Source organism: Streptomyces sp. NPDC048516, assembly GCF_043199875.1.
Classification (GTDB): Bacteria; Actinomycetota; Actinomycetes; order Streptomycetales; family Streptomycetaceae; genus Streptomyces.
In genome coordinates this window covers 110,202-131,274 of the sequence record NZ_JBICWS010000019.1, presented here as the reverse complement: position 1 = coordinate 131,274, position 21,073 = coordinate 110,202, and the positions used below count along the sequence as shown (strand labels likewise).

The 21,073-nt window shown below is 72.9% G+C and carries 19 protein-coding genes and 1 pseudogene; 14 read left to right on the top strand and 6 right to left on the bottom strand.

The window, feature by feature from the left end:
• Positions 1 to 169 precede the first annotated feature (169 nt).
• The 6 genes from ACGFR7_RS30475 (at position 170) to ACGFR7_RS30450 (ending at position 4,912) form a co-directional block, all read left to right on the top strand.
• Positions 170 to 976: a helix-turn-helix domain-containing protein gene (locus tag ACGFR7_RS30475; RefSeq protein WP_393325412.1), complete on the top strand. Its 807-nt coding sequence runs from the start codon at positions 170 to 172 to the stop codon at positions 974 to 976.
• A 104-nt stretch (positions 977 to 1,080) separates the two neighbouring features.
• Entirely contained in the window at positions 1,081 to 2,586 is a 1,506-nt protein-coding gene (gene rimO / locus ACGFR7_RS30470) for a 30S ribosomal protein S12 methylthiotransferase RimO (protein ID WP_393325410.1), read from the top strand.
• Complete coding sequence (pgsA, locus tag ACGFR7_RS30465) at positions 2,583 to 3,233, top strand: CDP-diacylglycerol--glycerol-3-phosphate 3-phosphatidyltransferase (RefSeq protein ID WP_393325409.1); 651 nt, start codon at positions 2,583 to 2,585, stop codon at positions 3,231 to 3,233. Before rimO ends, pgsA begins: the two co-directional genes overlap by 4 nt.
• A complete protein-coding gene (locus ACGFR7_RS30460) occupies positions 3,230 to 3,766 on the top strand; it encodes a CinA family protein (RefSeq protein WP_393325407.1) in 537 nt (178 codons plus the stop codon). The genes pgsA and ACGFR7_RS30460 overlap by 4 nt, the downstream gene beginning before the upstream one ends.
• 94 nt (positions 3,767 to 3,860) lie before the next feature.
• Entirely contained in the window at positions 3,861 to 4,244 is a 384-nt protein-coding gene (locus tag ACGFR7_RS30455) for a helix-turn-helix domain-containing protein (protein WP_086720541.1), read from the top strand.
• A gap of 197 nt (positions 4,245 to 4,441) precedes the next feature.
• Entirely contained in the window at positions 4,442 to 4,912 is a 471-nt protein-coding gene (locus ACGFR7_RS30450; protein ID WP_393325406.1) for a Dps family protein, read from the top strand.
• Between the two features lie 524 nt (positions 4,913 to 5,436).
• Here the strand turns inward: ACGFR7_RS30450 and ACGFR7_RS30445 are convergent.
• The 5 genes and pseudogenes from ACGFR7_RS30445 to ACGFR7_RS30425 all read right to left on the bottom strand — a co-directional run.
• A pseudogene (locus ACGFR7_RS30445) lies at positions 5,437 to 5,769 on the bottom strand (SDR family NAD(P)-dependent oxidoreductase); the annotation flags it as partial.
• Positions 5,770 to 5,866: 97 nt separating this feature from the next.
• The gene (locus ACGFR7_RS30440; RefSeq protein WP_393325404.1) at positions 5,867 to 6,712 is read right to left on the bottom strand and encodes an Fpg/Nei family DNA glycosylase; all 846 of its coding nucleotides are present in this window, start codon (positions 6,710 to 6,712) and stop codon (positions 5,867 to 5,869) included.
• A 69-nt stretch (positions 6,713 to 6,781) separates the two neighbouring features.
• On the bottom strand, positions 6,782 to 11,689 hold the full coding sequence (locus ACGFR7_RS30435; RefSeq protein WP_393325402.1) for a DEAD/DEAH box helicase: 4,908 nt from the start codon (positions 11,687 to 11,689) through the stop codon (positions 6,782 to 6,784).
• 141 nt (positions 11,690 to 11,830) lie between these two features.
• Positions 11,831 to 12,754, bottom strand: coding sequence for a hypothetical protein (locus ACGFR7_RS30430; protein WP_393325400.1), 924 nt, complete (start codon positions 12,752 to 12,754; stop codon positions 11,831 to 11,833).
• Between the two features lie 218 nt (positions 12,755 to 12,972).
• Entirely contained in the window at positions 12,973 to 13,482 is a 510-nt protein-coding gene (locus ACGFR7_RS30425; RefSeq protein WP_393325398.1) for a MarR family winged helix-turn-helix transcriptional regulator, read from the bottom strand.
• A gap of 80 nt (positions 13,483 to 13,562) precedes the next feature.
• Between ACGFR7_RS30425 and ACGFR7_RS30420 the strand changes: the two genes are divergently transcribed.
• The 8 genes from ACGFR7_RS30420 (at position 13,563) to ACGFR7_RS30385 (ending at position 20,356) form a co-directional block, all read left to right on the top strand.
• Positions 13,563 to 14,732, top strand: a complete 1,170-nt coding sequence (locus tag ACGFR7_RS30420) for a PP2C family protein-serine/threonine phosphatase (RefSeq protein WP_393325396.1) — start codon at positions 13,563 to 13,565, stop codon at positions 14,730 to 14,732.
• A 303-nt stretch (positions 14,733 to 15,035) separates the two neighbouring features.
• On the top strand, positions 15,036 to 15,914 hold the full coding sequence (locus tag ACGFR7_RS30415; RefSeq protein WP_393325394.1) for an STAS domain-containing protein: 879 nt from the start codon (positions 15,036 to 15,038) through the stop codon (positions 15,912 to 15,914).
• Positions 15,911 to 16,324 carry an STAS domain-containing protein gene (locus tag ACGFR7_RS30410; protein ID WP_393325393.1) on the top strand — a complete coding sequence of 138 codons (414 nt, stop codon included), beginning with the start codon at positions 15,911 to 15,913 and terminating at the stop codon, positions 16,322 to 16,324. The genes ACGFR7_RS30415 and ACGFR7_RS30410 overlap by 4 nt, the downstream gene beginning before the upstream one ends.
• Positions 16,305 to 16,778 (top strand): anti-sigma regulatory factor, encoded by a 474-nt coding sequence (locus ACGFR7_RS30405; protein WP_393325391.1) that lies wholly within the window; start codon positions 16,305 to 16,307, stop codon positions 16,776 to 16,778. The genes ACGFR7_RS30410 and ACGFR7_RS30405 overlap by 20 nt, the downstream gene beginning before the upstream one ends.
• The gene (locus ACGFR7_RS30400; RefSeq protein WP_393325390.1) at positions 16,763 to 17,788 is read left to right on the top strand and encodes a SpoIIE family protein phosphatase; all 1,026 of its coding nucleotides are present in this window, start codon (positions 16,763 to 16,765) and stop codon (positions 17,786 to 17,788) included. Before ACGFR7_RS30405 ends, ACGFR7_RS30400 begins: the two co-directional genes overlap by 16 nt.
• Entirely contained in the window at positions 17,785 to 19,098 is a 1,314-nt protein-coding gene (locus ACGFR7_RS30395) for a PP2C family protein-serine/threonine phosphatase (RefSeq protein WP_393325388.1), read from the top strand. The genes ACGFR7_RS30400 and ACGFR7_RS30395 overlap by 4 nt, the downstream gene beginning before the upstream one ends.
• Positions 19,099 to 19,305: 207 nt before the next feature.
• Positions 19,306 to 19,716 carry an ATP-binding protein gene (locus tag ACGFR7_RS30390; RefSeq protein ID WP_393325386.1) on the top strand — a complete coding sequence of 137 codons (411 nt, stop codon included), beginning with the start codon at positions 19,306 to 19,308 and terminating at the stop codon, positions 19,714 to 19,716.
• 166 nt (positions 19,717 to 19,882) lie between these two features.
• A complete protein-coding gene (locus ACGFR7_RS30385; RefSeq protein WP_393325384.1) occupies positions 19,883 to 20,356 on the top strand; it encodes a MarR family winged helix-turn-helix transcriptional regulator in 474 nt (157 codons plus the stop codon).
• 3 nt (positions 20,357 to 20,359) lie between these two features.
• On the opposite strand, the gene ACGFR7_RS30380 is transcribed toward ACGFR7_RS30385, so the two are convergent.
• A complete protein-coding gene (locus ACGFR7_RS30380) occupies positions 20,360 to 20,710 on the bottom strand; it encodes an STAS domain-containing protein (protein WP_393325382.1) in 351 nt (116 codons plus the stop codon).
• Positions 20,711 to 21,073: the final 363 nt, after the last annotated feature.

Genomic DNA, 21,073 nt, shown 5'->3' with positions numbered 1-21,073 from the left:
TACGTCAAGTTGAGGGAGACGAGGGAACGATGCTTCACCATCACGCCCCTGGGCACCGCCGACGGCGTTCCGATGGCGTACAAACTCCGCTCTCCCGCTTGCCCGACCCTTTCGCTCCACCCCTAGACTGAACTTCCAGCAGGTGGCTACACGCTCGAAAGGCGCCCCCGTGTCCATCGGCAACTCCCCCGAAGCAGACCGGCCTTCCGTCGGCGCTGCCCTCCAGAAGGCCCGTATCGGAGCGGGACTGACCGTCGAAGAGGTCAGTACGACGACACGGGTGCGCATCCCCCTCGTGCAGGCGATCGAGCAGGACGACTTCTCCCGCTGCGGCGGCGACGTCTATGCCCGGGGGCACATCCGGGCGCTCGCCCGCGCGGTCTCCCTTGATCCCCGACCGCTGATCGACCAGTTCGACGCCGAGCACGGCGGACGGCCCGCGCCGACCCCCGCCGCACCGCTCTACGAGGCCGAGCGGATCCGGTCCGAGCCGCGCCGCCCCAATTGGACCGCGGCGATGGTCGCGGCGATCGTCGCGGTGGTCGGATTCATGGGCTTCACGCTCTTCACGGGCAACGGCAAGAGCGACAGCGGCCCGATCGCGGGCGGCGACGCCAACGCCAAGCCGGCGCCGGCGCCCACCCGCCATCCGTCGACCATCAAGCCGCCCGTCAAGCCCGACCCCTCTGACAGCGCCGTCGCCGGACTGCCGAAGGACAAGGTCACGATCAAGGTGACCGCCCGTGACGGCCAGAGCTGGATCTCCGCCAAGGACGCCAACGGCAAGCTCCTGGAGGACGGCCTGCTCAAGAAGGGCGAGTCCAAGACCATCACCGACAAGGAGCGCATCGACCTGGTCCTCGGCAATGCCGGAGCCGTACAGCTGTACGTCAACGGCAAGGAGGTCAAGAAGGTCGGCGACAAGGGCACGGTGGAGCGGCTCAGCTATACGCCAGGGGACCCCCAGGCGGGCTGAGAGCCCTCCTCGGCGGGTGTCCGCCGCCCGCGCTCGGGCACCCGGAACGGGCGGTGGAGACCTGCGCGCCGAGGGGGCGGCCGGGACAAAGTAGGCTGAGGCCTATGCCCGAACGCCGTACCGTCGCCCTTGTCACTCTTGGCTGCGCCCGTAACGAGGTGGACTCGGAGGAGCTCGCAGGCCGCCTGGCAGCGGACGGCTGGGACCTCGTCGAGGAAGCCGCCGATGCCGATGTCGCCGTCGTCAACACCTGTGGTTTCGTCGAGGCCGCGAAGAAGGACTCCGTTGACGCCCTGCTGGAAGCCAACGATCTGAAGGATCATGGCAGAACCCAGGCCGTGGTGGCCGTCGGCTGCATGGCCGAGCGCTACGGCAAGGAGCTCGCCGAGGCGCTGCCCGAGGCCGACGGCGTGCTCGGCTTCGACGACTACAGCAGTATCTCCGACCGCCTGCAGACCATCCTGAACGGCGGCATCCACGCCGCACACACCCCGCGCGACCGCCGCAAGCTGCTGCCGATCAGCCCGGCCGAGCGCCAGGGCTCCGCCGGTGTCGCGCTGCCCGGCCACGCCCAGGCCGGTGCGGACGAGCCGGCGGCAGCCCCGCCCGAGGATCTGCCGGAGGGCATCGCGCCCGCCTCCGGGCCGCGTGCGCCGCTGCGGCGCCGGCTCGGCAGCAGCCCCGTGGCCTCGGTGAAGCTGGCCTCCGGCTGTGACCGGCGCTGCTCGTTCTGCGCCATCCCGTCCTTCCGCGGCTCCTTCATCTCGCGCCGGCCCTCCGATGTGCTCGGTGAGACGCGCTGGCTGGCCGGGGAGGGCGTCAAGGAGATCATGCTGGTCTCCGAGAACAACACCTCCTACGGCAAGGACCTCGGCGACATCCGGCTGCTGGAGACGCTGCTGCCGGAGCTGGCGGCGGTCCCCGGCATCGAGCGGATCCGGGTCAGCTATCTGCAGCCCGCCGAGATGCGGCCGGGGCTGATCGATGTGCTGACCGGTACCGACAAGGTGGCGCCGTACTTCGATCTGTCCTTCCAGCACTCGGCGCCCGGGGTGCTGCGCTCCATGCGGCGCTTCGGCGGCACCGACAGCTTCCTGGAGCTGCTGGAGACGATCCGTACGAAGGCGCCGCAGGCCGGTGCCCGCTCCAACTTCATCGTCGGCTTCCCCGGGGAGAGCGAGAGCGACCTCGCGGAGCTGGAGCGTTTCCTCACCGAGGCCCGGCTCGATGCCATCGGCGTCTTCGGCTACTCCGACGAGGACGGCACCGAGGCCGCCTCGTACGAGGACAAGGTCGATCCCGATGCGGTCGCCGAGCGGCTGGCGCGGGTCTCGCGGCTGGCCGAGGAGCTGACCGCGCAGCGCGCCGAGGAGCGGGTCGGCGAGACGGTGCGGGTGCTGGTCGACCGGACGGACGACGAGGACGGCATCGTCGGGCGGGCGGCGCACCAGGCGCCGGAGACCGACGGCGTCACCCTGCTGTCGACCGACCGGGAGCTGGCGCCCGGTCGTATGGTCGAAGCAAAGGTGGTGGCGAGCGAGGGCGTGGACCTCGTCGCGGAGGTGCTGTCGGTGGAGGGCCCGGAGTGTACCGAGGAGGCGGCCAGATGAGCGGAGTCCCGGCTTCCGCAGCTGGTGGCCCGCGCACGGCGCCGGCCGTCCGGCAGGCCGGGCTGTGGAACATCGCCAACCTTCTGACGATGCTGCGGCTGGTGCTGGTCCCGGCCTTCGTGCTGCTGCTGATGCACGACAACGGGACGGACCCCGTCTGGCGCGTCTTCGCCTGGGCCGCCTTCGCCGTCGCGATGATCACTGATGTCTTCGACGGACATCTGGCGCGCACGTACAACCTGGTCACCGACTTCGGCAAGATCGCGGACCCGATCGCGGACAAGGCGATCATGGGTGCGGCGCTGATCTGCCTGTCGGTGCTGGGCGATCTGTCGTGGTGGGTGACCGGCGTGATCCTCTTCCGGGAGCTCGGCATCACGCTGATGCGGTTCTGGGTGATCAAGCACGGAGTGATTCCGGCCAGTCGGGGCGGCAAAATCAAGACATTGGCGCAGGGCACCGCGGTGGGCATGTACGTCCTGGTGCTGACCGGCCCCCTGGCGACCTTCCGCTGGTGGGTGATGGCGGTGGCTGTCGCGCTGACCGTGGTCACCGGGTTCGACTACATCCGGCAGGCCGTGGTGCTGCGCAGGGCCGGACTGGTCCGGGAGCGGGCAGAGCGAGCCGAGAGGGACACCGCACGGTGAGCGGGCCGGGTTCTGTCGCGGCCGGGGCGCTGGAAGTGCTCGCCGGGCGTGGGCAGAGCCTGGCGGTGGCCGAATCACTGACCGGCGGGCTGGTGGCGGGCGCACTGACCGCCGTCCCCGGGGCCTCGCGGGTGGTCCGCGGTTCGGTCACGGCGTACGCCACCGACCTCAAGCGGGAGCTGCTGGGCGTGGACGCCGCTCTGCTGGCCTCGTGCGGCGCCGTGGACGGAGAGGTCGCGCGGCAGATGGCGCGCGGTGTGCGGCGGGTGCTGGGTGCCGACTGGGGCATCGCCACGACGGGGGTGGCCGGCCCCGATCCGCAGGACGGGTATCCGGTGGGCACCGTTTTCGTGGCGGTCCAGGGACCGGACGGCTCCGGGCAGGTACGGCGGCTGGCGCTGGAGGGCGATCGTGACCGGATCCGCCAGGACACCATTCATGCCGTGCTCGCAATGCTGTTGAGCGAACTGACAGAAAATACGCGGGCACAGGATACGGAACAACACGGGGGGAATGGATGTTTGCAGCCCTGAGTGAACACGTACTTGCACCCCGCACGCCTACAGCCCGAGGCGGTACGGTGGGGCGAGAAGGATCCGGATCCGAGGTCCGAGGAGGGAGCCAGCGATGATTCTGCTTCGTCGCCTGCTGGGTGACGTGCTGCGCCGACAGCGTCAGCGCCAGGGCCGAACCCTGCGCGAGGTCTCTTCCTCCGCCCGGGTATCGCTCGGCTATTTGTCCGAGGTGGAGAGGGGGCAGAAGGAGGCCTCCTCCGAACTGCTCTCATCGATCTGTGACGCGCTGGACGTGCGCATGTCCGAGCTCATGCGGGAGGTCAGCGATGAGCTGGCACTCGCCGAGCTGGCAGCGTCCGCGGCCGCGAGCGACCCGGTGCCCGCACCGGTGCGGCCGAAGCTCAATTCGGTGTCCGTCACGTCCCTGGCCGGTGTGCCGGAGGAGCGCGTGACCATCAAGTCCCCGGCCGACGTCGTGGATGTCGTCGCGGCCTGACACCCCTGTTCGTACGTACCGGAGCCCCGGTGGGCAGCAGCCCGCCGGGGCTCCGTGCTGCCCGGGCGCGGGCGGGTGTGCGGGGTGGAACGGCACCCCGGGGAGGGCCCCGTACGGGCCGTCCGGGCAGCTCGGAACGGGCGATTCATTTATACGATGGCCAAATCGGATATATCGCCTGAATTTGGAGCGTATGGATGTCTGTCGTCAAGAGCACGCTGTCCGATAAGGACCGCAAAGTGGTCGGGACCGCCCTGCAGGGAGCGCTCGTCGACCTGGTGGACCTGTCTCTCGTGGCGAAGCAGGTGCACTGGAACGTCGTCGGGCCCCGCTTCCGCTCCGTACACCTGCAGCTCGACGAGGTGGTCACCAGCGCACGGCAGCATGCCGACACGGTGGCCGAGCGGGCGTCCGCGATCGGGGTGTCCCCCGACGGGCGCGCCGTCACCGTCGCCAAGACCAGTGGCATCAGCGAGATCACGGATGGCTGGATCAAGGACGGTGATGTGGTGCGGGCGATGGTGAACGGGCTCGGTGCGGTCATCGGCCGGATGCGCGAGCGGATCGTCGCCACCGCGGACCCGGACCCGGTCAGCCAGGACATCCTGATCGGGCTGACCGCCGACCTGGAGAAGCACCACTGGATGTTCCAGGCCGAGGCCCACTGACGGGGCTCGGCGCGTCCGCCGGGGTGCCGCGGCGTCCGCCGTGGGGCTGTGGCGCCCGCTGCGGCCGGCCGGGGTGTGCCGTGGGGCTGTGGCGCCCGCTGCGGGGCGCGCGGCGTCGAGGTCCGTTGCGGGGCTTGTGGGGCGCGCTGCGCGCCGGAAATGCCCCGGTGCGCCCTCCCGCGGGGCTGCGGGACCCGTCTAGCGTCGGCCGGAGGAGGCAGCCATGGGGTGGCGTGAGGTCGCGGCCCGTGCGTCGGCCGGCCGGCGCCCGCGGGCCGTACCCGGACGCTGGATATCCGGGGCCGTCGTCGGGGCCTTGTGGTGGTGGGCAGCGGTCCGGCTGATGGTGTGGCCGCAGTCGGCGGGGGTGGTCGAGGGGGTCGTGGCGCTTGGCGGCTGGGGACTCAGTTTGCTGCCGGTGCATTGTGTTCCGCGGGCGGACCGGCCTGACGGCGGTCCGCGGCGCGCCCTGGTCCGGGTGGTCAGGGGGTTTCGCGGGGCCCGGGGGGTGTGGGGGGCGGCGGTCACCAAGGCATGGCGACGCCGCCGCTCGGGCGGAGGATCTGGCCGGTCATGAACGACGAGGTGTCCGACGCCAGGTGCAGCACGGTGTGGGCGATGCCCTCCGGCTCTCCCACGCTCCCCAGAGGCGACATCCGGATCATCGGCCCCGCCGCCTGCTGCTGAGCGCGGGCGGTGTGGTGCTCGGTCGTCGCCGTACGGATCCGGCCAGGGGCGACGGCAATGACGCGGATGCCGTGCGGTCCCACCTCCGTGGCCAGGGTCTTGGTGAGCTGGACGACGGCGGACTTGGCGGCGCCGTAGCGGAGCAGGCCGGGTGCGCCGGTGCCGATCGCGGTGCGGCCCGTGAGGTCGTACGCCGTGAAGGGCATGGGGTGAGGGCGAGGAGGGATTTGACGGGGCGTCAATTGGTTGGGTGTGAAGCGGTACGGCTCAGTTGGTGGGCCGGGCGTCCGGTCGGTCGGGCTGGCAGGCGGGGCACCAGTAGGTGACGCGCTCCTCGCCGGCGGGGTCCTGGTCGGCGGTGCGGATCCCGGTACCGCAGCGCAGGCAGGGGCGGCCGGCCCGGCCGTAGACCCACAGCCGGCGGTCGGGGCGGGCTCCCCCGCTGCCCTGGAGCGGGTGGGGGCGGTAGCCCCAGGGGGTGGTGGTGCGGTCGGGGCGGTGCTTGTTGACCTCCAGGAGCTTTCTGGCGAGGGCGGGCAGGCGCTCGGGCCGGGGCAGTTGGCCCACGGGGAGCCAGGGGGAGGCGCGCAGCAGAAAGCACAGCTCGGACTTGTAGACATTGCCGATACCGGCGAGATTGCGCTGGTCGAGCAGGGCCTCGCCGAGCGGGCGATCAGGGGCGGAGAGCAGCCGGCCGAGGGCTTGTTCCGGGTCCCAGTCGGGGCCGAGGAGATCGGGCCCCAGGTGGCCGACGACCCGGGACTCGTCGGCGGTGCGCAGCAGGTCGAGGACGGGGAGGCGGTAGCCGACGGCGGTGTGTTCCGCGGTGCCGAGGACCGCCCTGATCTGGTGGGCGGGGCCGCCGCGCCAGCGCTCGGCCGGGGCGTAGATCTTCCATGCGCCGTCCATCCGCAGGTGGGAGTGCAGGGTGAGGCCGCCCTCGAAGCGGGTGAGGAGGTGCTTGCCGCGGGAGCGCACCTCCAGCACCTCGCGGCCGGTCAGATCCACCGTCGCGAGCCGGGGGACCCGCAGGTCGCAGCGGGTCAGCGGGTGTCCGGCCAGCGCGTCGCCGAGCCGCTGGGCCAGGCGCCAGACGGTGTCGCCTTCGGGCATGTCACCATCATGCCGCGCGGGTGGGCTCGGGCGGGGATCCTGGCGCGGGGGTGAGGTTGCCGCTGCCCGTCACGCCCGCAGCCGCAGTCCCCTCGGGGTCGGGTGGAAGCCGGCGGACTCCAGGGCGGGGGCGTAGGGGGAGGTGAGCGCCGAGGTGCCGTTGATGCGTTCGGTGGTGAGGGTGCCCAGGGCGCCGGCGCGGGCGGCATCCGTGAGCGCCTCGACGGCGAGCCGCAGGCGGGGGTCCGTGGCGGCCGGGGCCGGGTCGTGGCCGAGCGGCCAGATGAGCAGGGTCTTGCCGCCGCGCTCCAGGTAGAGCGTCAGCTCGCCGTCGACGAGGACGACGAGGGAGCCCGCCTTGCGGCCGGGTTTGTGGGCCGAGCCCTCGGGCGGCTCGGGCCAGGACAGGGCGGCGCCGTAGGCATTCGCCGGATCGGCGGCGGCCAGCACGAGCGCGCGTGGCGGGCCGCCGCGCCGGGACTGCGCCGGGCCGCCGTCCGGCAGGGCGTCATCGGCGGTGCGCTCGCGCCGGGTGCTGACCGCGCGCAGCCGGTCCACCGCGCCGTCCATCGCGAACTGGGCGGCGCCCAGCCCCTCGACCACATAGCCGCGGCGGGCCTGGCCGGACTCCTCGAAGGCGGCCAGTACGCGGTACGCGGCGGAGAACCCGCCCTCGACCCCCTCGGCGGCGACCGCGCCGCGGGTGACGATGCCGTGCCGGTCCAGGAGGGTGCGGGCCAGGGCGTGAGCGCGGTGGGTGGGGTCCGGTTCGGGGGCGGGCAGCAGCGACCAGCGGCCGCCCACCGTCGGCGGGCCGGAGCGGGAGGCGGTGGGGCGTCCGCCGCGGCCCGCGGCCGCGGTCAGCGAGCCGTATCTGCCCCGGGGGACGGCCCGGCGGGCGCGGTGGGCGGTCGAGCCGGCCGTACGGCCCGAGCCCAGGAGGGCGCGCAGCGGGGCCAGGGTGTCATTGGTCAGCCGGCCCGACCAGGCCAGGTCCCACAGGGCGTCGGCCAGTTGGGAGTCGGTGGCCTCGGGGTGGGTGGTGGCGCGGACCTGGTCGGCGAGCTGGCGGAAGAACAGGCCGTATCCGGGGGCGAGGGCGGTCAGCAACGACTCGTGCAGCGCGGTCAGTTCCAGCGGGAGGGGCGGCGGGAGCAGGAGCGGGGCGGAGTCGGCGAGATGCAGACAGACCCAGCCGTCCTTGCCGGGGAGCGCTCCGGCGCCGGCCCACACCACCTCGCCGGTGGTGGTGAGTTCGTCCAGCAGGGCCGGGGTGTAACCGCCGACGCGGGAGGGCAGCACCAGCTTCTCCAGGGCGGAGGCGGGCACGGGGGCGCCCTGAAGCTGCTCGACGGCGCGCACCAGACCGTCGATACCGCGCAGGCCGTGCGACGAGCCGGTGAGCGGCGCCGGCACCCCGCTCACCGGCGCGGGCCGGGGCGCGCCGACGTGCTGCCACTGGGGGAGGAAGGCGGCGAGCGCGGCGGGCGGCACCGGCTCCAGCTCCTCGCGCAGCGCGGCGAGCGAACGGCGGCGCAGCCTGCGCAGCACCTGGGCGTCGCACCACTCCTGGCCGATGCCCGCGGGGTGGAACTCCCCCCGGACGACCCGGCCGGCCGCGGCGAGGAGATGCAGCGCGCCGTCGGTGACGGCAGTGCCGAGGCCGAAGCGGGCGGCGGCCTGCTCGGAGGTGAACGGGCCGTGGGTGCGGGCGTAGCGGGACAGCAGATCGCCCAGCGGGTCCTTGACCGGTTCCGTGAACGACTCGGGCACGCCGACCGGCAGTGCGGTGCCCAGGGCGTCGCGGAGCCGGCCGGCGTCCTCGACGGCGGCCCAGTGCTCGGTCCCGGCGATCCGCACCGCGATGGCCCGGCGGGCGGCGGCCAGCTCCCCGGTCCAGGCCGGATCGGCGCCGCGCTCGGCCAGCTCGGCGTCGGTCAGCGGCCCCAGCAGCCGCAGGACGTCGGCGACGCCCTCCACGTCCTTGACCCGCCGGTCGTCCGTGAGCCACTGCAGCTCGCGCTCCAGCCCGGCCAGCACCTCGGCGTCCAGCAGTTCGCGCAGCTCGGCCTGGCCCAGCAGCTCGGCCAGCAGCCGGGAGTCCAGGGAGAGGGCGGCGGCGCGGCGCTCGGCGAGCGGGGAGTCGCCCTCGTACAGGAACTGGGCGACATAGCCGAACAGCAGCGAGCGGGCGAACGGGGACGGCTCGGGAGTGGTGACCTCCACCAGCCGGACGCGGCGTGCCTCGATGTCCCCCATCAGCTCCGACAGGCCCGGTACGTCGAAGACGTCCTGCAGGCATTCGCGGACGGCCTCCAGCACGATCGGGAAGGACCCGAACTCGCTCGCCACCTGGAGGAGCTGCGCGGCGCGCTGACGCTGCTGCCACAGCGGGGTGCGCTTGCCGGGGCTGCGCCGCGGCAGCAGCAGCGCGCGGGCGGCGCACTCCCGGAACCGGGAGGCGAACAGCGCGGAGCCGCCCACCTGGTCGGTGACGATCTGGTCGACCTCGCCGTGCTCGAAGGCGACATCGGCCGCGCCCACGGGGGACTGCTCGGGGTCGTACTCCGTGCCGCGGGCGGCCAGGCCCGGACCGGCGGCCGGATCGAATGCGCCGTCGCCGTCCAGGAGGTCGAGGCCCAGCAGATCGGCGTCGGGCAGGCGCAGCACGATGCCGTCGTCGGCGTGCATCACCTGGGCGTCCATGCCGTAGCGCTCGGCGAGGCGGGCGCCGAGGGCCAGCGCCCACGGGGCGTGCACCTGGGCGCCGAAGGGGGAGTGGACGACCACCCGCCAGTCGCCGAGCTCGTCACGGAACCGCTCCACGACGATCGTGCGGTCGTCGGGGACATGGCCGCAGGCCTGCCGCTGCTCGGCGAGGTAGCTCAGCACATTGGACGCGGCCCAGTCGTCCAGCCCGGCGGCGGACAGCCGGGTCCGGGCGTCGTCCGGCCCGAGCGCACCGAGCTCCCGGAGGAAGGCGCCGAGCGCACGGCCCAGTTCGAGGGGGCGGCCCAGCTGGTCGCCCTTCCAGAAGGGGAGCCGTCCCGGTACGCCGGGGGCGGGGGTGACCAGTACCCGGTCGCGGGTGATGTCCTCGATGCGCCAGGACGTCGTGCCGAGCGTGAAGACATCGCCGACGCGGGACTCGTAGACCATCTCCTCGTCGAGCTCGCCCACCCGTCGCCCGCCACCGCCCCGAGAGGAGGCGCTTCGCGCCGCAGTGTCTGATGGTCGCCCGCCACCGCCCCGAGAGGAGGCGCTTCGCGCCGCAGTGTCTGATGGTCGCCCGCCACCGCCCTTGCCCGAATCGCCGCCCGCCAGGAACACTCCGAACAGGCCGCGGTCGGGGATCGTGCCGCCGGAGGTGACGGCCAGCCGCTGGGCACCGGGACGGCCCGTGACGGTCTGCGCCACGCGGTCCCACACCAGGCGCGGCCGCAGCTCGGCGAAGGCGTCGGAGGGGTAGCGGCCGGCGAGCATGTCCAGCACGGCCGTGAACGCCGACTCGGGAAGCCCGGCGAACGGGGCGGCCCGCCGGACGACGGCCAGCAGCTCCTCGACGTCCCAGGTGTCCATCGCGGCCATGGCGACGACCTGCTGGGCGAGGACGTCCAGGGGGTTGGCCGGCACCCGCAGCGCCTCGATGGCGCCCGAGCGCATCCGCTCGGTCACCACGGCGGCCTGCACCAGGTCGCCGCGGTACTTGGGGAAGACGACGCCCGTCGAGACCGCGCCGACCTGGTGCCCGGCCCGGCCGACCCGCTGCAGCCCGGAGGCCACCGACGGCGGCGACTCCACCTGGATGACCAGATCGACCGCGCCCATGTCGATACCCAGCTCCAGGCTGGAGGTGGCGACCACGGCCGGCAGCCGGCCGGCCTTCAAGTCCTCCTCCACCTGGGCGCGTTGCTCCTTGGACACCGAGCCGTGGTGGGCGCGGGCCAGCAGGGCCGGGGCGCCCTTGGCCGCCCCCGCCTCGGCCATCAGCTCCGCGGGGGAGTGGTGCTCGGGCAGCGTCTCACCGGTCTGCCGCTCGTAGGCGATCTCGTTGAGGCGGTTGCACAGCCGTTCCGCCAGCCTGCGGGAGTTGGCGAAGACGATCGTGGAGCGGTGGGCCTGGACAAGGTCGGCGATCTTCTCCTCGACCTGCGGCCAGATGGACGGCTTCTCGCCGGTCTCGCCCTCCTGGACCGGCGACCCGCCCAACTCGCCCATGTCCTCCACCGGGACGACCACCGACAGGTCGAAACGCTTCCCGGGCGGCGGCTGGACGATCTCCACCCGGCGCCGCGGCGACAGATAGCGCGCCACCTCCTCCACCGGCCGCACCGTCGCGGACAGCCCGATCCGGCGGGCCGGGCGGTCGTGACGGAGCCGCGCAGGGCCAGCACAGCGGAGCTCGTCCAGCCGCTCCAGGGAGAGCGCCAGATGCGCACCGCGCTTGGTGCCGGCCACGGCATGGACCTCGTCCACGATCACCGTCTCGACGCCCGCCAGCGCCTCCCGGGCCGAGGACGTCAGCATCAGGAACAGCGACTCGGGGGTGGTGATGAGGATGTCCGGCGGGCGGTTCGCGATCGAGCGGCGCTCGGCGGGCGGGGTGTCACCGGAACGGATGGCGACCCGGAGGTCGGGCTCCGGCAGCCCGAGACGGACCGACTCCTGCCGGATGCCCGTCAGCGGACTGCGCAGATTGCGTTCGATGTCGACGGCCAGCGCCTTCATCGGGGAGACGTACAGCACCCGGCAGCGCTTCTTCGGCTCGGCGGGCGGGGGAGTGCTGGCCAGCGCGTCCAGGGACGCGAGGAAGGCGGCGAGGGTCTTGCCGGAGCCCGTGGGCGCCACCACCAGGACGTCGGAGCCCGCACCGATCGCCCGCCAGGCCCCTTCCTGCGCGGCGGTGGGCGCGCTGAACGCCCCGGCGAACCAGCCGCGGGTCGCGGGGGAGAAGGAGTCGAGCGCTGCCTTGGCCATGTCCTCCATCGTGCACCGGACCACTGACAACGCGGTCGTCGCGCGCCGCGCCGCCCGCCGCGTACCGGGGTCTGCCGGGTCGTCCCGCGGTCGTCGCCGCGGCCGTCACCGCCGGCGAAGGGGCCCGGGCAGGGGGAGCGCTCAGATGAGGCGGCGCCCGTGGGCCCGTAGGGTCAGCAGCGCCTTGAGCGTCACCATCGGGCGGCTCTCCAGCGCAGTCCCGGGCGCCCACGCCCGCCAGTTGACCGGCCAGCCGCCGTCCTCCTGCTGGAGCGCGCTGAGGTGGTCCAGCGCCCGGTCCATCTCCTCGTCGGTGAACCAGTCGCGCGCCAGCGAGCCGGGCGTGGGCGCGAAGTCGTACGCCAGGTGATGCTCCCCGGGGGCGTACCCCTGCGCCACCGGGACGTCCGCGGCCCGCTCCGGCTCCAGCAGCACCAGCCGCTGTTCCCGTACGAGCCGGCCGAGGCGCTGCGCCGCCGCGGCGGCCCGCGGCCGGTCCGGGGCGCCGTCCAGGAAGGCCACCGCCGCCTCGACCTCGTACGGATGGGTCCGGGTCAGGGACTCCACGGTCGCCCAGCAGTAGTCCGTGGCGCGGAAGAGCCAGGCGTGCCAGACCTCGTTGCGGTGCAGCACCCCCACCACGGGGCCGGTGGCCAGCAGCGCGCTCGGCGGGTCGTCGACCACCGGGATCCAGGGCGCGGCCGGATATCCGCGCTGTGAGGGGTGCACCGCGGGCAGCGCGCCGTCCGGAGTGGAGATCTTCGTCAGATAGCGGCAGATGCGCTCCACCTGGCGGCCGTCACAGCGCCCGATCAGATCGAGGACGTGCAGGGCGTGGGCGGTGTGCAGCGGCTGGCTGACCGGGCCGCGGAGGTCGGGCTCCAGCGCGTGGCCGAAGCCGTCGTCGTCATTGCGGTACGCGGCGAGCGCGGTCTCGACCGGGTCGGCGCCGCCGCCGAGGAAGTGGTACGCGAAAAGCCGCTGCTCGAGCACCCGGGCGGTCAGCCAGACGAAGCGCTCGCCGCGCGTGAGAGGGGTCGAAGGAGGAAGTGCGTTGTCGGCCATGGCCTGACCGTAGGGCGGAAATCCCCCGGCGGCACCGGCTCGCGCACCGCTGCCCTCCCAGGCGGGATACTGAAGGCATGCGGTTGACGGATCTTGCGGCGGCGTCCGCCGGCCCCTGGCAGGCTGCGGGCCCCGGGAGGCACCGCGCTGCCGGTCCGCTGCGTGCAGGCCGTCTCCCGGCGGCGCGACGTCACGGGCGGAGCGGGGCCGGGGTGGCGCTAGGCGCTGTCGGCGACGTCGCCGCCTTGGTTGGCCGCGTCGTCCCGGTCCGCCGCGAGCCGGGCGGACGCCGCGTGGAAGGCCTCCAGGCCCGCCGCGAGGCGGGCGACATCGGCGGGTTCCATGCGGTCGAGGGTGGCCGTGACCTCCCGGCTGCGTGCCACGCGGTACTGCTCCAGCAGCACCCGGCCGCGCAGGCTCAGCCGCAGCTCGACCTCCCGCCGGCTGGTCGCGCTGGGCCCCCGCTCCGCGAGGCCCATGGCCTCCAGGCGGTCACAGAGCCTGCTGACCGCCGGCGGACGGGAGCCGAGTGCTTCGGCGAGGGTGCGCAGATTGGTTCCTTCGCGGCGCTCGATCACCAGCAGTGCGCGCAGCTGGGACAGCGAGACCTCGGCCGAGCGTGCCGCTTCCTGCCCGCGTCCCCACAGCACCTCGAGCAACTCGGCCGTGGCAAGCGCCGCCGCGCTTGCGCGCTCGTGGGAATGGGGCCGACCGGTGAAACGGGACACACGAACACTCTGTCACCCTGTGCGTGCCCTTGTCAGACCGACCCTGCCCTTGGACCTGGACGAAGGGTGTCCGCGAAACCATGACCCAACGCCTCGAAGTGGAGACGGCACTGCGTGCCGCGGCGCCGCATGCCCTGGTCGGCGCCCTGCGGGACGTCCTGTCCACCGCCTACCGGGCCACCGAGGTGCGGCTGCTGCTGACGGACTACGGCGGAACGGTGCTCAGCTCGTGCGACGGGCCGGGGCACGGTGCGGACTCGCTGTCCGTCTTCGGCAGCCCGGAGGGGCGGGCGCTGGGCAGCCAGGAGCCCCGGGAGCAGCAGGTGGCGCACGGGGACGCCGTCGATCACCATCTGCCGGTGACGGTGCGTGGCGACCGTATGGGCATCCTGACGGTGCGGCTCCCGGACGAGGCCTCCACGCCGGAGGCCGTCGACGAGCTCAGGTACGTGGCGGACCTGCTCGGGCGCGAGATCCTGGTCGCCGAGCGCGACACGGACGTCTACCAGCGGGCCCGCAGGGTCAGCCGCCTCACCCTGGCCGCGGAGATGCAGTGGCAGCTGCTGCCCGCCCGCGCGTACCGTGACGCGCGCTTCGCCCTCGGGGCCCAGCTGGAGCCCGCGTACGCCGTGCACGGTGACAACTTCGACTGGTCCGTGGACGCCGACGAGCTGACCTTCACCGTCACCAACGGGATGGGCGAGGGCATCGAGGCCTCGCTCCTCACCCACCTCGCGGTCAACGCCCTGCGCAATGCCCGCCGGGCCGGTATCAGCCTCGCGGACCAGGCGGCACTGGCCGATCAGGCCGTCCACGACCACTACCGGGGCGCGGCCCATGTGTCGACGCTGCTGCTGCGCGTCGAGCTCGCGACGGGGCGGGTGGAGGCCATCGACGCGGGTTCGCCTCAGATGTGGCGGATGCGGGGGAAGACGGTCGAGCGCATCGACCTCGATGCCCAGCTGCCCCTGGGCATGTTCGAGGAGTCCCACTACACCCCGCAGGAGTTCACCATCACCCCGGGAGACCGCCTGATCTTCGTCAGCGACGGGGTGTACGACACGCTTTCGCCACGGGGGGAGAGGTACGCCGAGCACGCGCTCTCGCGCGCCATTCACGCCACGAGTCTGCTGCCGGCCGCCATGGTGCCGCGTGAGGTCCTGCGCGATGTGGCCGGTTACCGTGAGGCGGAGTCCTTGGATGACGCCTTGGTGCTGTGTCTTGACTGGCTCGGCGACGGTCCCTGCTGAACGAAGATCATTGCTGTCCCCTGCGCGGGGGCGTGGCCGGCCGTGATGCACTCCGGTCACCGGAGTTGTGCCTGGACAGCAGGCCGCCGGCGCCCCGGGAGAGCCGACCGCAAGGATTCGGCTGCCCGGCCGCTCGCGGCCGCCGGTGGGTGAAGAGCGGGCCCGCGGGTTCCGGCCCTTGATCGTGCTCGCTAACATTTGCCGGGCGACAACTGTTAACGGTGTGCGGGCCGGCCCGCCGCAACCGCAGGGCGATCCGGCCCGAGGCAGCCACCCGGGCCGGCCGACCGAAAGGACGATGAGTTGGGATCCGCTGAGGTTGCCGCACGTGAGCGCGTCGTGAGCGTGCTGCGCGAAGAAGCCGATCAGATCTCGGACCGCTGGGTGCAGCTGCAGCTGGCGCAGCCGTCGCTGGACGGGGAGGTGAGTGACGCCGAACTGGGTGAGGAAGCCGATGCCCTGGTCAGCGCCCTGCTCTCCGGCCTGGACCGCGGTCTGCCGGTGGAACATGTGGTCACGTCCCACGAGGAGATCCATCAAGCCGTATCCGAGATCTCCCTGCGACGTGCCCGCCGGGGGGTCTCGCCCACCGCGACGTCGCTGGCCGTGATGTCGCTGAAGGAGGCCCTGCTGAAGGCCGTGCAGCGGCACACCCGGGACGGTGAGGACCTCTTCCACAGTGCGGTGCTGATCAACCGGCTCCTGGACAGCGCCGGGGCCCTCTCCTTCGAGATCTTCGTGGAGGGCCGGGAAGAGATCATCCGCCGGCAGAGCCAGCAGCTGCTGGAGGTGTCCACCCCGGTCGTCAGGCTGTGGCGACAGGTGCTGGCCGTCCCGCTGATCGGCACGCTCGACACCGCACGCACCCAGGTGGTGATGGAAAACGTGCTCCAGGCCATCCAGGAGCACGAGGCGCTGGTCGCCATCATCGACATCACCGGCGTACCCACCGTCGACACCGCCGTCGCCCAGCATCTGATGCACACGGTCAATGCGGTACGCCTCATGGGTGCGGACTGCATCATCAGCGGCATCCGGCCGCCGATCGCCCAGACCATCGCCCAGCTCGGCATCGACCTGTCGACGATCATGACCCGGGCCACCCTGGCCGACGCCCTGGGAGAGGCCGTGAAACTCACCGACGCCGTGCCGTCGCAGTCCGCTCCCCTGGCGCAGCGGTGATCGTCCCCGCCTCGGCCGGTGTGCCGATTCTGCGGCTGGGCGACGTCCTGGTCACCGGGCTCCTCAACGAGCTCGACGACAAGACCGCCGTGGCGTTCACCGAGGAGCTCACGGCACGCATCACGAGCGACCGGGCGCGCGGGGTGCTCATCGACATTTCCCGGCTGGAAATCGTCGATTCCTTCGTGGCCCGTACTTTGATGGAGCTGACCACCATGGCGCGGCTGCTGGGCGCCCGGGTGATCGTCGCCGGGATGCGGCCGCCGGTCGCCATCACCCTGGTCGAGCTGGGGCTGCAGCTGACCGGGGTGGAAACCGCACTCAACGCCGAGCACGGCATGGCCGCGCTGGGCTGGCATCAGAGCCTGCAGCCTTCCGAAGGGGTGCTGCGTGAGTTCGGCACGGAGTAGTGATCACGCGGTGGGCCTCGCCACGGCCGCTCGACATGTCCCCGACGCGGAGGGCAGCACATCGGTGCACCAGGTGCGGACCGAAGAAGACCTGCTGACCGTCCGCCACGCCGTACGGGCGGCCACCGTGCGGGCCGGTTTCAGCATCGTCGATCAGACGCGTGTGGTCACCGCGGCCAGTGAGCTGGCACGTAACGCCTACATTCACGGCGGAGGGGGCACCGTGACCATCGACTGCCTGACGTCGTCCGACACCGCGGGGCTCCGTCTGACGATCACCGACGACGGCCCCGGCATCCCGGACGTCGCCGCCGCGCTGACCGACGGCTTCACCACCGGTGCGGGGCTCGGCCACGGTCTGGGGGGCGCCCGACGGCTGATGAACGACTTCGAACTCCACTCGGCTCCGGGGCAGGGCACGACCGTGATCGTCACGCGATGGGCAAGTCGTTGACGTTCCCCTGCCCCCGGCCGACGGCACATGTCGCCGTGGACCACTACAGCGCCGTGCACCTGGCCGCCGAAACCGCCCGGGCGGTCGCCGGGCAGTGCGGGCTGCCGGGGGCGCTGCCCGACCGGGCCGCGGTCATCGCCTCGGAACTGGCCAGCAATCTGGCCAATCACGCGACCAACGGTGCGCTGTTCATCCAGGCCCTGCCCCTGGGCGGCGGCATGGAGATCGTCGCTGCGGACCACGGGCCCGGCATCGGCGAACTGCACCAGTGCCTCGCCGACGGCTACACCACCGGCACCACCCTCGGCGCCGGCCTGGGAGCCGTGAAACGGATAGCCACCGCCCTCACCATCCGCACGGCGCCGGGGGCCGGAACCCTCGTCAACGCCCGCCTCACCGCACCCGAAGGGACCGCGTCGGCCGACCAGGAAGCAGGTGCCATCTGCGTACCGGCAGACCGTGAGCTGACCAGCGGCGACGGGTGTGCCCTCGCCGATCACGGCGCCGCGCGCACCGCACTCGTCGTGGACGGCCTCGGCCACGGCCCGCACGCCGCCGAGGCCGCCCAAGTGGCGCTGCGGACCTTCCACCGCGGACCGGACGCGCCGCTGCCCGAGATCCTCACCGGCCTGCACCGGGCGCTGCGCCGCACCCGCGGGGCGGCCGTCGGCCTGCTGCGCCTGCACCCCGGACAGGCGGAGTACTGCGGGGTCGGCAACGTCCGGGTCGTGACGCTGACCTCGCTCGGCCCGGGCCACCGGCTCAGCGGCCAGCCGGGGATCGCCGGCCTGAACATGACGCCACCGCATGTGCGAGCCTTCCCCGTACCGCCCGGCGGTACGGTGCTGCTCCACTCCGACGGCGTCGACCACCGCTGGGCCCAGGCGCCCTCGGCCTTTGTGCGCCGCCTGCCCCCGTCCCTGCTCGCCGCGTCCCTCGTCCACAGCCACCGCCTCCCCCGCGACGATGCGACCGTGCTCGCCGCCCGTCCCCGCCAGAGACTTCCGTGACCCCCCATACCTTCCACGACCTGCCGGCCCTCCGCCGCGCCGTACGGCGGATCTGCGAAACGCACCGGCTTCCCTCCCGGACCGGAGGGCGTCTGGTGCTCTCCGTGGCCCAGGTGGCCGGCGCCGCCCTGCGCGCCGGCGGCCCCGTCCGCCTCGAAGCCGCCGAGCGGACCGCTCCGGGCGGCACCGCCCTGCTGGCCGTCACGCTGCACGCCGCACCGACGCCGGCCCCGCAGAGCTGGGCCCACCTGCCGCTGCCGGGGCAGGCCACGCCCGACGGCCAGGTCGCCTGGCACCTGCCCCTCGGCGAGGAGCAGCCCGAAACCGCTGCTCATGCCGCCGGGCACGGCGGAGTGCCCGGCCAGGTTGGGACGCGCGAAGCGGAGACCGCCGAGGCGTACGAGGCACGGATCGCGGCGCTCGAAAGCGACCTCACCGCGGCCCTTTCCCGGGCGGACACCCTCTCCACGGAGCTGCACCGCCTCAAGGACGAACTCGCCGAGACCAACAGCGGTGTGCTCGCCCTCTACGTCCAGCTGGAGGAGCGGGACGAACAGCTACGACGGGCCCACGGCCAGACCCTGCGGGAGCTGGAGGACGCGTTGCGTCCCTCACCCATCAGCGTGGAAGGCCTGGAGTTCGCCGTCCACTACGAGCCGGCCGGCACCGACGCGCCCACGGGGGGCGACTTCTACGACTGGCTCAGCCTCCCCGACGGCACCGTGCACATCACCGTCGTCGATGCGCTGGGACACGGTGTGCGCAGCACCCGCAGCGCGCTCAACGTCACCCATGCCGTGCGCACCCTGGCGCTCGAAGGCCACCCGCTCGAATCCATCGTCGCCCGTACCCACGACATCCTGGCCCCGTTCGACCCCGACATCATGGCGACGGTGCTGCTCGCCCGTATCCGCCCCGACACCGGTGAACTCCGCCTGGCCAACGGCAGTCATCCGCCGGCCCTGCTGCTGCGTGCCGACGGGACCTCCGACTATCTGGAGGTCCGCGGCCGGGGTATCGGGTTCCCGCTGCCGGGGAGCGAGTCCGTGCGGCAGGACACCCTGCACGAGGGCGACCTGCTGGTGCTCTACACCGACGGTCTGACCGAGAGCCGGCGCGACCCCATCGAAGGCGAGGCGCGACTGGTCAAGAGCGCCCGGTCCCATGCCTGCCGACCGGTGGACGAAATCCCCGGCGCCGTCGCGGAGGACATGCACACCGTCATCCTGCACTCCGACGACACCCTCGCCCTTGCCGTCCGCCGGGCCCGGCGGGACGCCTCGCGGCCGGGGGCACGGACGCGGGCGTGACCGGCCCGTGCCCCCGGATGTTTGCGCTTACCGCCAGGGGGACGGACGCGGCCGGCCACCCGCGTCCTCGGGCGCCCGAACGCACCGCCCACCGGCCCGCCAACTTCCCTGTTCCGCAAGGGTTCTGCTGGGTAGACGCCTCACGAACACCTGATGACGCTTGCACACCAGCCGAACGAGGCGTTCCACTGACCGGGGTGAAATCCTGTGCACCAACATCTTGCGACTGACGACCCCTCAACCCCGCCCGCCCAGGACCTGTGCGGTCCGGGAACGGCGGCGGATGCCCGCGACTTCGCCAGTCGCTTCGCCGACCTGCTCCATCCGCCGCCGGCTGCCCGGACCACCCAGAACCTGCTCCTGCTGGTGTCCGAACTCGTCACCAACGCGCTGCGCCACGCGGGTGCCGTCACGGCGCTGCGTCTGTCCGCGGATCACGACAGCATCCGGATAAGCGTCGAGGACGCCAGTCCCGCTCGGCCGACGGAGCGCAGCCCCGACCTGACCGGCCGCGACGGCGGCTTCGGCTGGCCCCTGGTGTGCGCTCTGGCCCGTGAGGTCACCATCAGCCCCCGCCCCGGCGGCGGCAAGATCGTGCAGGCCGCTCTCGCACGCTGAAGACGGCCCCGGCGCCGGGCCGTTGATGTGCCCGGGCCGGGTGATCCCGGGAGACGCGGGCAGGGCACCGGGACCGTGCGCCTGCGGATGCCCCTCGGGTGGTCCCCGAGCCGTGACCGCAGGGCGCACCGCATCTGTCGTCGGACCGTGGGAACGGGATGCGTCCATGCAACGCCACAGCGCCGAAGGGCCGGCAGCGACACTGCGCGAGGCCGCGGAACAACTGGCCGCCGCCGGCGAGGCGATCGCTGCCCTGATGCGGGACGCGGCCGCCCCGGTGGAACCGCGGCTCTCCCCGAGCGGCCTGAGAGTGCTCTCCGTCGTCTCGGCGCGCCCCGGGCGGAACCTGACCACGGTGGCCGCCGCCGTGGGTCTGGGCCTGCCGCGCGCCAGCCGGGTCTGTGCCGCACTGGAGTCCGCCGGTCTGCTGCTCCGCCGCCCGACGGCTGCCGACCGGCGCGAGATCGGGCTGCAGCTGAGCCCTGAGGGCGAGGCGTTTTTGGAGCGCTTCCGGGCGACCCGGGTGGACCGTATGGCGGCGGTGCTGCGCCGGATGCCGGCGGACGAACGGGGCGCCCTGGTCGCGGCGTTGGGCGAGCTGGCCGTCGCCGTCGCCGCCGTCGGTTCCGAACGGAGCTGACGTTCAGGCGTCGAGCGCCGCGCGGACGGACCCGTACAGCGGCAGCACCGTGTCGAGTCCGGTGAGCGTGAAGAGCCGTTCCAAAACGGCGGAGGGGGCCGCGAGGCGCAACGCGGGGCCCAGTGCGTCATGCGCCTGGAGCAGGGCGTTGACCGTCGTCGAATCCGCGAACGAGGCGTCCGACAGGTCGATGACGACCGGACCGGCGCCGTCCTGCGCCAGCCGCCGCAAGGTGGCGTCGAACGGCGCGATGGTGTCCAGGTCGAGCGGTCCGGCGACGGTGAGGATCACCGCCCCCTGCTCCTGCCGTGTGTCGATACGCAGGGGCCGGCCGCCATGGGGCTGGGACAGCACGATGAACCTCGCTGTAGGGCTGACGCTTCGTGAGTGGACAGGTCCTCGGGGTGCGGACCGCCAAGGATAGAAGTCATAGTTGCCGTTTGACAACATTCGCCATAAGGCAACAATCTGTTCCCGATACCTGGCAAGACGGCCGCGCCCGGCGCGGCTTGGGGACGAGAAGCGGCCTGAGACCCGCTACGTGCTGTCAGACACACGAGCGTGGCCGCCGACGACGAGTGGGCCGTCACCCTCATCTGCGAAGGGGGAGGAGGCCGCGCGTGGAACGCTCCGCGTCCCGCCGCACGGCGGACGACGGCCGCCGGTTCCCTGCGCCCGGGATCCGCGGCGGACACCCGTGTGCACGCTGCCGCACAC

Bases quoted from the DNA above. Each gene is read 5' to 3' on its own strand.
- pgsA (WP_393325409.1), top strand. From the start codon at position 2,583: ATGAGCGGAGTCCCGGCTTCCGCAGCTGGTGGCCCGCGCACGGCGCCG.
- ACGFR7_RS30420 (WP_393325396.1), top strand. From the start codon at position 13,563: ATGACCCAACGCCTCGAAGTGGAGACGGCACTGCGTGCCGCGGCGCCG.
- ACGFR7_RS30400 (WP_393325390.1), top strand. From the start codon at position 16,763: ATGGGCAAGTCGTTGACGTTCCCCTGCCCCCGGCCGACGGCACATGTC.
- ACGFR7_RS30430 (WP_393325400.1), bottom strand. From the start codon at position 12,754: ATGGCCGACAACGCACTTCCTCCTTCGACCCCTCTCACGCGCGGCGAG.
- ACGFR7_RS30450 (WP_393325406.1), top strand. From the start codon at position 4,442: ATGTCTGTCGTCAAGAGCACGCTGTCCGATAAGGACCGCAAAGTGGTC.
- ACGFR7_RS30455 (WP_086720541.1), top strand. From the start codon at position 3,861: ATGATTCTGCTTCGTCGCCTGCTGGGTGACGTGCTGCGCCGACAGCGT.
- ACGFR7_RS30440 (WP_393325404.1), bottom strand. From the start codon at position 6,712: ATGCCCGAAGGCGACACCGTCTGGCGCCTGGCCCAGCGGCTCGGCGAC.
- ACGFR7_RS30435 (WP_393325402.1), bottom strand. From the start codon at position 11,689: ATGGCCAAGGCAGCGCTCGACTCCTTCTCCCCCGCGACCCGCGGCTGG.
- ACGFR7_RS30385 (WP_393325384.1), top strand. From the start codon at position 19,883: ATGCAACGCCACAGCGCCGAAGGGCCGGCAGCGACACTGCGCGAGGCC.
- rimO (WP_393325410.1), top strand. From the start codon at position 1,081: ATGCCCGAACGCCGTACCGTCGCCCTTGTCACTCTTGGCTGCGCCCGT.